This is a genomic window from Pseudomonas sp. TE21394 (assembly GCF_054057835.1).
Genome location: NZ_JBSRZR010000001.1, coordinates 2,137,667 through 2,150,219, shown reverse-complemented (window position 1 = coordinate 2,150,219; position 12,553 = coordinate 2,137,667). Strand labels below are relative to the sequence as shown.

Genomic DNA, 12,553 nt, shown 5'->3' with positions numbered 1-12,553 from the left:
GTTCCTGGGGTAATGGGCGGAGATCCGCGCATTATCCGGATGAGGTGTGAAAAAACGGTCAACAGCGCTGGCTTCTTCGCGGGTGTACCCGCGAAGAAAGCGATGCGGTTTCGCTTCAGAGCACCCGGCTTTCGAAGCGGCTCACACCTGGCAGCTCCAGCACCAGTTCGTCACCGACATTGAACGGCCCCACCCCCGCCGGGGTACCGGTAAGGATCACATCCCCCGCCTGTAGCGAGAAGTGCGCGGATATGTGCTGAATCATCGGCACGATCGGGTTGAGCATCATCTTGCTGTTGCCGTCCTGGCGTACTTCGCCGTTGACGGTCAAGCGCAGCGGAATGTCGGCCAGGTCTTCGAAGCTGGCAGCCGATACGAACGGCGGCAGCACACAGGCGCCGTCGAAGCATTTGGCCAGTTCCCAGGGTAGGCCCTTTTCCTTCAGCCTGGCCTGCACGTCACGCAAGGTCAGGTCCAGCGCAGGGGCGTAGCCCGATATGGCGTCCAGTACCTCTTCTTCGGTCGGGTGGGTCGACAGCGGCTTGCCCAGCAGCACTGCGATTTCAGCCTCATAGTGCACCGAACCTCGTTCGGCCGGGATCTTGAAGCCACCTTCGGCCGGTACCACGCAACTGCCCGGCTTGATGAACAACAGCGGTTCGGTGGGGATGGGGTTGTCCAGTTCCTTGGCATGCTCGGCATAGTTACGGCCGATGCACACCACCTTGCCCAGCGGGAAGTGAATGCGCGTGCCGTCTACGTACTGGTGCTGGTAACTCATGGCCGACTCCTCTGGATACTGCTTTTATTCGGGTGGGAAGATCTTACCCGGATTCATGATGCCGTTAGGGTCGAACACGGCCTTTATTGCCTTCATGCAGGCGATTTCCTCGGCTGAGCGGCTGTAGCCCAGGTAGTCGCGCTTGGTCATGCCCACCCCATGCTCGGCGGAGATCGAGCCGTTGTAGCGTTCGACGATCTCGAACACCCATTTGTTGACCTTGGTGCACGAGGCAAAGAAATCGTCCTTGCTCATGTGCTCGGGTTTGAGGATGTTCAGGTGCAAGTTGCCGTCGCCAATGTGGCCGTACCACACCACTTCGTAATCCGGATAATGTTCGGCGACGATAGCGTCGATGTCGCGCAGGAATGCTGGAACTTTCGCAACGGTTACCGAGATATCGTTCTTGTAGGGCGTCCAGTGCGAGATGGTTTCCGACAGGTATTCGCGCAGCTTCCACAGGTTTTTCAGCTGGGTCTCGCTCTGGCTCATCACGCCATCCAGCACCCAGCCTTGCTCGACGCAGTGCTCGAAGGTGGTCAAGGCTTCGTTGGCCACCTCTTCGGTACTGGCCTCGAACTCCAGCAGCGCATAGAACCGGCAAGAAGTCTCGAACGGTGCCGGCACGTCGCCGCGTGCCAGGATCCTGGCCAGGCCCTTGTCGGAGAAGAACTCGAAGGCGGTCAGGTCCAGCTTGCCCTGGAAGGCATGCAGCACCGGCATGATCGAATCGAAGTCCGGGGTGCCCAGAACCATGGCGGTGAGGTTGCGCGGCATGCGGTCCAGGCGCATGGTGGCTTCGACCACGAAGCCCAGCGTGCCCTCGGCACCGATAAACAGCTGGCGCAGGTCGTAACCGGTGGCGTTCTTGACCAGGCCCTTGTTCAGCTCAAGCAATTCGCCCTTGCCGGTGACCACCTTCAGTCCGGCCACCCAGTTGCGGGTCATGCCGTAGCGAATCACCTTGATTCCGCCGGCATTGGTGCCGATATTGCCGCCAATCTGGCTCGACCCACTGGAAGCGAAGTCCACCGGGTAATACAGGCCCTGCTCTTCGGCGAAGCTTTGCAACTGCCGGGTGATCACCCCAGGCTGGCAGACCACGGTGCGGTCGAAGGCATTGAAGCCGAGAATCTGGTTCATGTAGTCGAAGGCGACCACCACTTCGCCATTGGCCGCCACGGCCCCTGCGGAAAGCCCGGTGCGCCCGCCAGACGGCACCAAGGCTACCTTGTGGGTATTGGCCCAGCGAACAATCGCCTGCACCTGCTCCACTGTCTTGGGAAACACGATGGCGCTGGGTGCCGGTGGGTAATGCTTGGTCCAGTCCTTGCCATAGGCTTCGAGCGAAGCCGCGTCGGTCAGGACCTTGCCAGGGTCGACCAAGGTCATCAGTTCATCAATTACAGCGGGATGGGTCATCGCTGGAACTCTCGACTTATTCATAGTCACCCTGAGCACTCTTCACCTGTCGGGATAAGCTCAGATTGTGTCGCGTATGCTAGCATAGCCCTCCCGCTGTTCATGCTAAGGCAGCCCTGGCGCCTGGCATCACCCCTCGCCATTTTTTCTCCGGGATACAGGTTTACGCAGATGAGCAAGACTTCTCTCGACAAGAGCAAGATCCGGTTCCTTCTTCTTGAAGGTGTGCACCAGAACGCGGTCGATACCCTCAAGGCCGCCGGCTACACCAACATCGAATACCTCACTGGTTCGCTGCCGGAAGCCGAGCTGAAGGAAAAGATCGCCGATGCCCATTTCATTGGCATCCGTTCGCGTACCCAGCTGACCGAAGAAATCTTCGACTGCGCCAAGAAGCTGGTCGCGGTTGGCTGCTTCTGCATCGGCACCAACCAGGTCGACCTGGAAGCTGCCCGCGAGCGCGGTATCGCCGTATTCAACGCGCCGTACTCCAACACCCGTTCGGTAGCCGAGCTGGTACTGGCCGAAGCTATCCTGCTGTTGCGCGGCATCCCTGAGAAAAACGCCTCCTGCCATCGTGGCGGCTGGATCAAGAGCGCGGCCAACTCGTTCGAGATCCGTGGCAAGAAGCTGGGCATCGTCGGCTACGGCTCGATCGGTACCCAATTGTCGGTCCTGGCCGAGAGCCTGGGCATGCAGGTGTACTTCTTCGACCCGCTGACCAAGCTGCCGCTGGGCAACGCAGTACAGGTGACCAGCCTGCACGAACTGCTGGGCCTGGCCGACATCGTCTCGCTGCACGTGCCTGAGCTGCCGTCCACCCAGTGGATGATCGGCGAGAAGGAAATCCGTGCAATGAAGAAGGGCTCGATTTTGATCAACGCTGCCCGTGGCACCGTGGTCGAGCTGGACCACCTGGCCGCCGCGATCAAGGACAAGCACCTGATCGGCGCCGCCATCGACGTTTTCCCGGTCGAGCCGCGCTCCAACGACGAAGAGTTCGAAAGCCCGCTGCGTGGCCTGGACAATGTGATCCTGACCCCGCACATCGGTGGCTCCACCGCCGAAGCTCAGGCCAACATTGGCCTGGAAGTAGCCGAGAAGCTGGTCAAGTACAGCGACAACGGCACCTCGGTGTCCTCGGTCAACTTCCCTGAAGTGGCCCTGCCGGCGCACCCGGGCAAGCACCGCCTGCTGCACATCCACGAAAACATCCCGGGCGTGCTCAGCGAGATCAACAAGGTCTTCGCCGAGAACGGTATCAACATCTCGGGCCAGTTCCTGCAGACCAACGAGAAGGTCGGCTACGTGGTGATCGACGTCGACGCCGAGTACTCGGACCTGGCGCAAGAGAAGCTGCAACAGGTCAAGGGCACCATCCGTTCCCGCGTCCTGTTCTGATTTGCTGGCAGCATGAGAAAGGGAGGCCCTGGTGGCCTCCCTTTTTTTATTTCACTTCGACAGTGATCTTCTGCGACTCGACGCTCGGCTTGAACGGCACATGATACTGGTCACCCAGTATTAGTTGCAGGGTGTGCTTGCCGGGGGTCAGGGTGATGGTGGTTTCGGTCTGCGCCTTGCCGAAGTGCAGCACCTGCGGCCCATCTGGCAGGGCCACGCCGTTTTCCGGCATCAGGCTGGTCGGCAGCGGCATATCGGCCACCGGCTCCTTGTCCACGTCAACCAGCAGGTGGTGATGGCCGGAATGCGGGGTGTGATCACCGGCCGGCTTGAGTGCAATGCCCTCGATACCGAACTTGACGGTGAAGGTCTTGTCCACCGTAGCGCCGTCGGCGGGGGAAACGATGAAGACCTTGGCCTCCTTGGGCGGTTCCTGGCTCGTCAGGGCGTCTGCTGCACTGGCCAGCACCGATGCCCCCATCAGCAGACCCGCAACGGCAGCACGCGAAAATAGGCTGTTCATTCACTTCTCCTGTGATTCACTTGTCGGCCCCCGCCTGCGATCCAACGGCGGCGGTGATTCACCTTAGTTGATGTGAACGCCCATATGTTCAAATCGACAGTAGAAATATTTCAGTCACGGTTAAACATCGCCGAGGCTTCAAGGTCATAGGCTGCGCCCGACCATGGCGAGGAAAAAAGCCGTGGCGGGCGTTATTCACCTGCCAAAGAAAAAAAGGGGCTTTCATGCGTTCGACCATTGGACTACTGCTGGCGGTACTGGTCTCGCCATTGGCTCAAGCCGAGCTGATAGATGAAATCGCCGACCGGGGCGAACTGCGCATTGCCGTACAGGCTGACAACTCGCCGTACGCCTTCAAGGAAAACGACCACCTGACCGGTTTCGAAGTGGAGTTTGGCCAGGACCTGGCCAAGGAGCTGGACCTGCGCGCCGAATTCATCGAAGCCCCCGCAGCCGAAGTTCTGCCTGGTGTCGAGAGTGGCAAGTACGACATTGCACTGACCCCGCCGAATGAGTCGCCCCAGGCTGACGGCCCCCTCGACGTGAGCTTGCCATTTGGCCAGAAGCAGCTGGTGATCCCGTTCCAGAAGGACAATCCGGCTTTCGAAAGTGCGGTGAACAACGCATTGCAGCGGCTCAAGGACAGTGGGCGGACTGCCGAGCTTGAGCAGAAGTGGTTCAAGGGCGTGCCGACGACGGCAGCCGGGCAGTAATTTCCTTGTCGCTGCACCGGCCCTTTCAAGGGCGCCCGCGAAAGGGCTGGTACAGGCTCAAACTGAAAACGCAGCCAGCGCCTGTTCCGCCAGTTCCAGCTCCAGTTCGCTGAACACCTGCACCCCAGCCCGCCGCAGCAGTGCCGTGGTTACTCCCTCCCCGGCCACCTTCACGCCACTGAACGTGCCGTCATAGGTCAAGCGGTTACCACACGAGGGGCTGCCGGCCTTCAGCACCGCCACGCGAATGCCATGCCGACGCACCAGTTCCAGCGCCTGCTGCGCCCCGGCAATGAACTGCTCGCTGACATCCTCACCGCTCACCGTCAGCACCTGTACAGCACCATCAAGCACCGCTGCCCCCTGCCCGCCGGTTATCTCTGCAGCCGGGCGAGGGGTCGGCAGGCCGCCTGCCATCTCTGGGCACAATGGCACCACACGCCCTTCGGCCTGCCAACGCTGCAACAGGTCGGGGTAGCCACTGGTACGGCCGTCATAACGCACCGGCTGCCCCAGCAGGCAGGCGCTGACCAGCACCTTGGGCAGGTCAGAACGGGTCATTGCCACGGCGCCGGAACCAGCCGGTCAACGACAGCCGCTCGCGCCCGGCCGGCAGCACTTCGTGCGGCACCTCACCAGACAGGAACACCACCAGGCAACCGGCCACCGGTTGCACATCGTGCTCGACGCCGTCCGCCAGGAACATGCGCAACTGGCCACCGTCGTTTGGCTGCCAGCCTTCATTCAAGTACAGCACCGCTGACACCATGCGCCGGTCATCGTCGCGAAAGCGGTCCAGGTGGCGACGATAGAATGCCCCCGGCGGGTACAGGGCGAAATGGCACTCGAAATCCTCCAGGCCGAGGAACAGGCCCCGGTTGATGGCCTGACGCAGCTGCTCCATGGCGGCCAGGTACTGGTCGCAAGCCTCGGCCTGCCCAGGGTCGATCCACTGAATCTGGTCGCCGCGAATGGCTTCGCGTACCTCTTGGGCAACACCGCGCCCAACCCCCGCAGGGTTGAGTTCGCCTTCGGCATCACGACGCCGGCATTCGGCCGCCAGCGCACGCACCAGGTCGGCAGGCAGAAACAGCGCCTGCTGCGACCAGCCACGGGTGGCCAGATCGTCGACGACGGCCGCAAGCATCGGGTGTTCGGGGGTAATGTGCATGGCGCGCATCATATCCATTAGCCATGCCGCCGCACAGCGCCACTTGGCCGAGAAGCACGCAGATATCTCGACAAACCAGCGCCAGGCCAAGGACAATAGCCGCCTGCCGACAGGAGTCCTGAATGCGCCGTCTGTTTTCCCTGATTCTGTTGATGATCTGCACCGTGCCTGTCTGGGCAGACAACCTGGATCAACTGTACAAGGCTGCTGGCTGGCCCGACCAGCGTGCCCATTTCAACGATGCCCTGACCGCTGCCCAGGAACGCTACCGCAACAGTTTGCCACCCGCCGTGTACCAGGCGCTGGTCAACAACAGCAACCAGCGCTTCCAGGCCCAGGCCGTGGACCGTCGCGCCCAGGCAAAACTGCGTGCCAGCCTGGCCGACCCGGCACCGGCGCTGGCCTTCTTCCAGTCGCCGCTGGGGCGCAAGGTGGTGGCAGCCGAACTCAAGGCCACACGCAAGGATGAACTGGCCAGAAATGCCAAAGGCCTGCCGAAGATCCAGGCCAGCGACGACCGTCTGCTGATCATCGGCCACCTGGCCCAGGCCCTGCCGGCACGTGAGGCCGGCGCCGAAGTCAGCCTGGCCATCGCTGGCGTGGCGGCCGACAGCCTCAGTTCGATGATCCCCGGGCTGTTCGGTAACGGCCAGGCCCAGAGCCTGCTCGATGGCCAGCGCCAGCGCCTGATGAGCCAGATCGGCGAAGACCTCAACAATACCCTGTTGTATGTCTACCGCGACCTGTCCGACGCCGAGCTGGAAGAGTTCGCGACCTTTGCCGAATCGCCTGACGGCAAGGCCTATTACCAGGCCGCCCTGGCAGCCGTGCGCGCAGGCCTGGCAGTGGGCCAGAGCAGCAGCGACCTGAAGTGATCAGCCCAGGCGCTGGTCGATGAAGTCGAAGTAGCGCTGGCGAATCCCCGGCAGCTCGTTGGCCAAGTGGTGGCGAGCTTCGGGCAGCAGCAGAATCTGCGGCTCGGCGAACTTGGCCTTGAGTACTTCGAGGTTGTAGGGCCAGTCCACCGTGCCATCCGCCTCCCCTTGCACGATCAATGGCCGCCGCGTACTGCACGGGGCGGCTTCGATGCGTTTGACCCAGGCGATCAAGGCACCGACCCAGGCCGTTGGCAGGCGACGGGGTTGCAGCGGGTCGGCCTCTAGAAACGGCAGGAAGGCCGGGTCATTGGTGTTCTCGCTGAAGCGTCGCTCGATGCCATTGACGAAGTGGCGCAGCAGGCGATAGCTCAACTTCGACCAACGCCAGGCACAGGGCCGCACCAATGGCGCCAACAGGATGACCTGGCCATCGATGGGGCTCTGTGCGCCCTGGTACAGCAGATGGTCCACGGCAATCGCACCACCGGTGCTCTGCCCGCACAGATGCCACGGGCGTGGCAGTTGCAGCATGCGCGCTTGCTCGAACAAAGCCTCCAGCGCCTGCTGGTACAGCGCAAAATCACTGATGCTGGCTCGCTCGCCGCTGGACAGGCCATGGCCGGGCAGGTCGCAGCTGATGACGGCGAACCCCTGCTCGAGCGCCCACTCGATCACGTGCCGATAGAGGCCCATATGGTCGTAATAGCCGTGCAGCAAAAACAGCGTCGCGTTGGCCCGCTCGGGTAACCAGACCTGCCCGACCAGATCGAATCCCGCAGCCTGGAAGCCGCCCAGCCAGCTTTGTGCCGGCAGGTTCAGGCCATAGAAGCGCTGGTATTCCTGAGCCTGGGCCGACAGCGGCTGGCGAGCGGTCAGCGCCGCCAGGCTGGTGCGCAGGAGGTCGGGATGAAAGGCAGCGGGCATCGGTACATCCAAAGCGAAGCAATGTATTGATCTGCGATATTCAGCTCTGGCCGGCGTCGTGGCAAGCTTGCTCAGCGTCGAACGACCAGCACCGCTCCTAAATGGGCACCGCGGAAGAACTGCATGAATAACCGGATCATCAAACCGCTGTGCACAGCAATCGCCCTCCTGGCCGGTGCCGCCATCCTCTGGCAGGCCTACACCACGTTCCAGGCTCGTTACCTGCGGCCGTTCGACAACCAGGCCACGCTGTTCGACGGCAGCCTCCTGCAACTCCCCGCCAAACTGGCCGGCCCCGGCCCGATCCGCGTGGTGCACTTCTGGGACCCGACCTGCCCGTGCAACGTCGGTAACCAGCAACACCTGGGCGAACTGGTCAGCCAGTTTGCCGAGCGCGGGGTGACCTTCCACGTACTGCAAAAGCCAGGCAGCCATGGCCAGTTGCCTGCCAACCTGAGCAGCCTGCAGCCCATCGCCGGTTTGCCCGGCAGCGAACGGCTGCCGGCCTCTCCGGCCGTGGCCATCTGGGACCGGCAAGGCCGCCTGGCTTACTTCGGCCCGTACAGCGAAGGTGCGGTGTGCAACTCCAGCAACAGTTTCATCGAGCCCATCCTGAAGGCCCTGCTCGACGGTCGACAGGTGAGCGCCTCGAATACCCTTGCCGTGGGCTGCTACTGCCCCTGGCGCGGTTGACGCACCCGCGCCGGGTTACCCATCACCGTCGCCCCGGCCGGTACATCCCGCGTGACCACGCTACCGGCACCCACCACGGCGTTGTCGCCAATGCTCACGCCGGGCAGGATGATCGCCGCACCACCAATCCACACATTGTTGCCGATTGTCACCGGCCGCCCGCTTTCCAACCCTGTGCGTCGCACCTCGGGGTCGAGCGGATGGTCGGCGGTGTAGATCTGCACGTTGGGGCCGATCTGGCAGTCGTCGCCGATCCGCACCGGCAACACATCGAGAATCACGCAGTTGAAGTTCATGAAGGTATTGCGGCCGACACTGATGTTGTAGCCATAGTCGCAATGGAACGGTGGGCGGATCACCGCGCCTTCGCCAACCTGGGCAAAATGCTCGGCCAACAGCCCATGCCGTGCTTCGTTGAGCAGCTCGACACTGTTGTTGTAACGGTGCATCCAGTGCTTGTTGGCGATCTGCTCGGCCTGCAGCTCGGGGCAACCGGCATGGTAGAGCTGGCCTGCAAGCATTTTCTGTTTTTCGCTGAGGGACATGGAAACTCCTTCCTGGGACTATGCTCTGTTCGCGAATCCGCCGATCATCGGACCACACTTTTCGCTGGAATGCACAAGGAGCCTGAATGAAGCGCAGCCTGACCCTGTTGGCGGTGGTGGTTACCGTGGCCGCCGGCGCTGGATACTGGTATGTGCAGGGCAAACTACCGCAGCGCGAGGGCGAGGTGGCCGTCGCCGGCCTGCAGGCGCCGGTCAGCGTACGCTACGACGCCCGCGGCGTGCCGCACCTGCAGGCGCAGAGCGAGACGGACCTGTACCGGGCACTGGGCTATGTGCATGCCCAGGACCGGCTGTTCCAGATGGAGATCCTGCGCCGCCTGGCCCGTGGCGAACTGGCCGAGGTGCTGGGCGCCAAGCTGCTACCCACCGACACCCTGTTCCGCAGCCTGCGCATTCGCGAACAGGCCGCCCTGATGGCCAAGCGTCAGGATCGTCAGTCCCCGGCCTGGCAGGCCTTGCAGGCCTACCTCGATGGCGTGAACAGCTGGCAGGCCGGCCATCCCAAGCCCGTCGAATTCGACCTGCTCGGTATCACCCCGCGCGCGTTCACCGCAGAAGACACGCTCAGCATCGCCGGCTACCTGGCCTACAGTTTCGCCGCCGCCTTTCGTACCGAGCCGGCACTGACCTATATCCGTGACCAGCTGGGCCCCGAGTACCTGGGCATCTTCGATCTCGGCTGGCAGCCGGAGGGCGCCCTGGGTACACCACTGGCCGCTGGCGACTGGCACAGCCTCGAGGCCCTCGCCCGCCTTGGTCGTGACGCGCTAGGCGAGGCCGGTATCCCCCAGTTCGAAGGCAGCAACGCCTGGGCCGTGGCCGGCAGCCGCACCCGCAGCGGCAAGCCGCTGCTGGCCGGCGACCCGCACATCGGCTTTGCCGTGCCGGCAGTGTGGTACGAGGCCGAACTGTCAGCGCCCGGTTTCAACCTGTATGGGTACTTCCAGGCCCTTAACCCGTTCGCCCTGCTCGGCCACAATCGCGACTTCGGCTGGAGCCTGACCATGTTCCAGAACGATGACGTCGACCTGGTCGCCGAACGCAGCAACCCGGCCGACGCCAACCAGGTCATGATCGATGGCCAATGGCAGGCGCTGGAAAAGACCGAACAACAGATCGCCGTGAAAGGCGAAGCACCGGTCACCCTGAGCCTGCGCCGCTCACCCCACGGCCCGATCGTCAACGACGTGCTGGGCGCCACCGCCGGCCCCACGCCGATCGCCATGTGGTGGGCATTCCTGGAAACCGAAAACCCGATCCTCGATGGTTTCTACCAGATCAACCGTGCCGACACCCTGAGCAAAATGCGCGAAGCCGCCGCCAAGGTGCACGCGCCTGGGCTGAACTTCGTCTGGGCCAATGCCCGTGGCGACATTGGCTGGTGGGCGGCGGCGCAGCTGCCGATCCGCCCCGACGGGGTCGACCCGGCCTTCATTCTCGACGGCGCCAGCGCCCAGGCCAACAAGCTCGGCTTCTACCCCTTCAGCGTCAACCCGCAGCAGGAGAACCCAGCGCGCGGCTATATCGTGTCGGCCAATTACCAACCGCCGGCAGCGGTGCCGATACCGGGTTACTACAACCTGCCGGACCGCGGCCGTCAGCTCGACAACCAGCTGGCCAACCCCGAGGTGAAGTGGGACACGCAAAACAGCCAGACGTTGCAGCTGGGCACCGCCAGCGATTATGGCCCGCGAACCCTTGCCCCGCTGCTGGCAACGTTGCGCGCGGTAGCCGAGGGTGACGAAGAGAAGGAGCTGGTGGAGCAACTGGCCGCCTGGGCAGGTGACTATCCGCTGGATTCGGTCAGTGCCACGCTCTTCAACCAGTTCCTCTACGAACTGGCATTCGCCGCACTGCATGACGAATTGGGCGATACCTGGTTCCCGGTGCTGATCAGCACCCGCGTCATCGACGCCGCCCTGCCACGCCTGGCGGTGGATGCCGATTCGCCCTGGTGGAACACCCGTGGTGGCAACCAGCGCACCGACCGCAGCGCCATCGTGCGCGCGGCCTGGCAGAACAGCCTGAAGCACCTGCGCGACACCATGGGCAACGACTCGGCCAGCTGGCAGTGGGGCAAGGCGCACACCCTGACCCACAACCACCCGCTTGGGGTGAAGAAGCCACTTCACCTGCTATTCAACGTCGGCCCGTTCGCCGCGCCGGGTACCCACGAGGTGCCGAACAATCTTTCGGCGAAGATCGGCCCAGCGCCATGGCCGGTGAACTATGGGCCGTCTACCCGACGGCTGATCGACTTCGCCGATGCCGGGCTGGCGCTGACCAGCAACCCGGTCGGGCAGAGTGGCGTGCCGTTCGATGAGCACTACGCGGACCAGGCCGGGGGCTATGTGCAGGGGCAGTACCAACGGGCGCAGATGGGCATAATTCCGGCGCAGAGCACCTTGCGATTGGTGCCAGAGCCTTAAGGGCGGCACAGCGGCCCCGACAATTTCGAATACTCTACAGACCTTCCAGCCGAGACCCACTCCATGCAAAGACATTTCATCGAAATCGACGGCGCCCGCATGAGCTACGTCGACCAGGGCCAGGGCTTCCCGGTGCTGCTCGGCCATAGCTACCTGTGGTCCGCCGACATGTGGCGGCCACAGATCGAGGCACTGTCGGCCCACTTTCGCGTCATCGTGCCCGAGCTGTGGGGCCACGGCAGCTCCGACGCTCCGCCTGCCACGACCACCGACATGAGCGCCCTGGCCCGCCAGCACCTGGCGCTGCTGGATGCCCTGGATATTGGCCAATGCCACCTGGTCGGCCTGTCGGTCGGTGGCATGTGGGGTGCACAGCTGGCCCTGGAGCACCCCCAGCGGGTCGACCGCCTGGTATTGATGGATACCTACCTCGGCGCAGAACCGGAGGCGACCCGGCTCAAGTATTTCGGCCTGCTGGACGCGGCCAGTGGCGCAGGCATGTTCCCGGAGCCGTTGCTGGATATCGTCGTGCCGATGTTCTTCCACGCGGGTGGGCAGACGGTGCCGCAGGTCAGGGAAAGCTTCCGGGCAGCGCTGAAGGCGAGCAGTGCCGAAGTCATTCGGCAAAGCCTCGATCCACTGGGGCGGGTGATTTTTGGCCGACCGGACCTGCTGTCGCGGTTGGGTGAGCTGGCCAGCGAGCGGACCATCGTGGTCTGTGGCGACCGGGACATTCCACGGCCGCCTGCAGAATCCAACGAAATGGCCCAGGTCATTGGTTGCCTGGCGGCGCAGATCCCCTTTGCCGGGCATATCTCCAGCCTGGAGAACCCACGGGTGGTCAATGAATTCCTGTTGAACTGGTTGCCGCGCAATCAGTGAAATTACCGGGCCTGCTTTGCAGTGCATCACCGGCAAACCAGCTATCACCCTGCAGCTTCCCTCAGGCCTGTGAATATCCTGGGGAGCTGGCTTGGCGGCGATAAGGCCATCACAGGCAACACAAGACAGGTGCCGCCGCAGGATCTCCTCAATGTTCAAGCGTGTGGTAG

The 12,553-nt window shown here is 63.1% G+C and carries 13 protein-coding genes; 6 read left to right on the top strand and 7 right to left on the bottom strand.

Features of this window, described 5'->3' with window-relative positions; translation table 11 throughout:
* Nucleotides 1-115: 115 nt before the first annotated feature.
* Together ACVWZT_RS09970 and ACVWZT_RS09965 are read right to left on the bottom strand one after the other, a co-directional pair.
* Complete coding sequence (locus tag ACVWZT_RS09970; RefSeq protein ID WP_296232608.1) at nucleotides 116-781, bottom strand: fumarylacetoacetate hydrolase family protein; 666 nt, start codon at nucleotides 779-781, stop codon at nucleotides 116-118.
* 24 nt (nucleotides 782-805) lie between these two features.
* Nucleotides 806-2,203, bottom strand: coding sequence for an FAD-binding oxidoreductase (locus tag ACVWZT_RS09965; RefSeq protein WP_457469123.1), 1,398 nt, complete (start codon nucleotides 2,201-2,203; stop codon nucleotides 806-808).
* Between the two features lie 171 nt (nucleotides 2,204-2,374).
* On the opposite strand from ACVWZT_RS09965, the gene serA reads away from it, so the two are divergent.
* The gene (serA, locus tag ACVWZT_RS09960; protein WP_207838165.1) at nucleotides 2,375-3,604 is read left to right on the top strand and encodes a phosphoglycerate dehydrogenase; all 1,230 of its coding nucleotides are present in this window, start codon (nucleotides 2,375-2,377) and stop codon (nucleotides 3,602-3,604) included.
* A 46-nt stretch (nucleotides 3,605-3,650) separates the two neighbouring features.
* Here the strand turns inward: serA and ACVWZT_RS09955 are convergent, their stop codons facing one another.
* On the bottom strand, nucleotides 3,651-4,127 hold the full coding sequence (locus tag ACVWZT_RS09955; RefSeq protein ID WP_296232604.1) for a DUF4399 domain-containing protein: 477 nt from the start codon (nucleotides 4,125-4,127) through the stop codon (nucleotides 3,651-3,653).
* Nucleotides 4,128-4,351: 224 nt separating this feature from the next.
* Here ACVWZT_RS09955 and ACVWZT_RS09950 point away from each other — a divergent pair, with 224 nt between their 5' ends.
* Nucleotides 4,352-4,840, top strand: coding sequence for a substrate-binding periplasmic protein (locus ACVWZT_RS09950; RefSeq protein WP_296232602.1), 489 nt, complete (start codon nucleotides 4,352-4,354; stop codon nucleotides 4,838-4,840).
* 57 nt (nucleotides 4,841-4,897) lie between these two features.
* Here the strand turns inward: ACVWZT_RS09950 and ACVWZT_RS09945 are convergent, their stop codons facing one another.
* A complete protein-coding gene (locus ACVWZT_RS09945; protein WP_296232601.1) occupies nucleotides 4,898-5,401 on the bottom strand; it encodes a DUF523 domain-containing protein in 504 nt (167 codons plus the stop codon).
* Nucleotides 5,388-6,020: a 2OG-Fe(II) oxygenase gene (locus ACVWZT_RS09940; protein WP_296232811.1), complete on the bottom strand. Its 633-nt coding sequence runs from the start codon at nucleotides 6,018-6,020 to the stop codon at nucleotides 5,388-5,390. The genes ACVWZT_RS09945 and ACVWZT_RS09940 overlap by 14 nt, the downstream gene beginning before the upstream one ends.
* A gap of 113 nt (nucleotides 6,021-6,133) precedes the next feature.
* Between ACVWZT_RS09940 and ACVWZT_RS09935 the strand changes: the two genes are divergently transcribed.
* Nucleotides 6,134-6,886 (top strand): DUF2059 domain-containing protein, encoded by a 753-nt coding sequence (locus ACVWZT_RS09935; protein ID WP_296232600.1) that lies wholly within the window; start codon nucleotides 6,134-6,136, stop codon nucleotides 6,884-6,886.
* Here the strand turns inward: ACVWZT_RS09935 and bipL are convergent, their stop codons facing one another.
* Nucleotides 6,887-7,813 (bottom strand): phospholipase BipL, encoded by a 927-nt coding sequence (gene bipL, locus ACVWZT_RS09930; RefSeq protein WP_296232599.1) that lies wholly within the window; start codon nucleotides 7,811-7,813, stop codon nucleotides 6,887-6,889.
* A 123-nt stretch (nucleotides 7,814-7,936) separates the two neighbouring features.
* On the opposite strand from bipL, the gene ACVWZT_RS09925 reads away from it, so the two are divergent.
* Complete coding sequence (locus ACVWZT_RS09925; protein WP_457469119.1) at nucleotides 7,937-8,506, top strand: DUF6436 domain-containing protein; 570 nt, start codon at nucleotides 7,937-7,939, stop codon at nucleotides 8,504-8,506.
* On the opposite strand, the gene ACVWZT_RS09920 is transcribed toward ACVWZT_RS09925, so the two are convergent.
* A complete protein-coding gene (locus tag ACVWZT_RS09920) occupies nucleotides 8,485-9,051 on the bottom strand; it encodes a sugar O-acetyltransferase (protein ID WP_457469118.1) in 567 nt (188 codons plus the stop codon). The two genes, ACVWZT_RS09925 and ACVWZT_RS09920, sit on opposite strands and share 22 nt — an antisense overlap.
* Before the next feature lie 86 nt (nucleotides 9,052-9,137).
* Between ACVWZT_RS09920 and ACVWZT_RS09915 the strand changes: the two genes are divergently transcribed.
* Nucleotides 9,138-11,501, top strand: coding sequence for a penicillin acylase family protein (locus tag ACVWZT_RS09915; protein ID WP_457469116.1), 2,364 nt, complete (start codon nucleotides 9,138-9,140; stop codon nucleotides 11,499-11,501).
* 63 nt (nucleotides 11,502-11,564) lie between these two features.
* On the top strand, nucleotides 11,565-12,383 hold the full coding sequence (locus ACVWZT_RS09910) for an alpha/beta fold hydrolase (RefSeq protein WP_296232594.1): 819 nt from the start codon (nucleotides 11,565-11,567) through the stop codon (nucleotides 12,381-12,383).
* Nucleotides 12,384-12,553: the final 170 nt, after the last annotated feature.

What these genes read in the sequence shown, in the direction of transcription:
- ACVWZT_RS09965 (WP_457469123.1), bottom strand. Translation starts at nt 2,203, where the DNA reads ATGACCCATCCCGCTGTAATTGATGAACTGATGACCTTGGTCGACCCT.
- ACVWZT_RS09970 (WP_296232608.1), bottom strand. Translation starts at nt 781, where the DNA reads ATGAGTTACCAGCACCAGTACGTAGACGGCACGCGCATTCACTTCCCG.
- ACVWZT_RS09920 (WP_457469118.1), bottom strand. Translation starts at nt 9,051, where the DNA reads ATGTCCCTCAGCGAAAAACAGAAAATGCTTGCAGGCCAGCTCTACCAT.
- ACVWZT_RS09940 (WP_296232811.1), bottom strand. Translation starts at nt 6,020, where the DNA reads ATGCGCGCCATGCACATTACCCCCGAACACCCGATGCTTGCGGCCGTC.
- bipL (WP_296232599.1), bottom strand. Translation starts at nt 7,813, where the DNA reads ATGCCCGCTGCCTTTCATCCCGACCTCCTGCGCACCAGCCTGGCGGCG.
- ACVWZT_RS09910 (WP_296232594.1), top strand. Translation starts at nt 11,565, where the DNA reads ATGCAAAGACATTTCATCGAAATCGACGGCGCCCGCATGAGCTACGTC.
- ACVWZT_RS09915 (WP_457469116.1), top strand. Translation starts at nt 9,138, where the DNA reads ATGAAGCGCAGCCTGACCCTGTTGGCGGTGGTGGTTACCGTGGCCGCC.
- serA (WP_207838165.1), top strand. Translation starts at nt 2,375, where the DNA reads ATGAGCAAGACTTCTCTCGACAAGAGCAAGATCCGGTTCCTTCTTCTT.
- ACVWZT_RS09945 (WP_296232601.1), bottom strand. Translation starts at nt 5,401, where the DNA reads ATGACCCGTTCTGACCTGCCCAAGGTGCTGGTCAGCGCCTGCCTGCTG.
- ACVWZT_RS09955 (WP_296232604.1), bottom strand. Translation starts at nt 4,127, where the DNA reads ATGAACAGCCTATTTTCGCGTGCTGCCGTTGCGGGTCTGCTGATGGGG.
- ACVWZT_RS09925 (WP_457469119.1), top strand. Translation starts at nt 7,937, where the DNA reads ATGAATAACCGGATCATCAAACCGCTGTGCACAGCAATCGCCCTCCTG.
- ACVWZT_RS09935 (WP_296232600.1), top strand. Translation starts at nt 6,134, where the DNA reads ATGCGCCGTCTGTTTTCCCTGATTCTGTTGATGATCTGCACCGTGCCT.
- ACVWZT_RS09950 (WP_296232602.1), top strand. Translation starts at nt 4,352, where the DNA reads ATGCGTTCGACCATTGGACTACTGCTGGCGGTACTGGTCTCGCCATTG.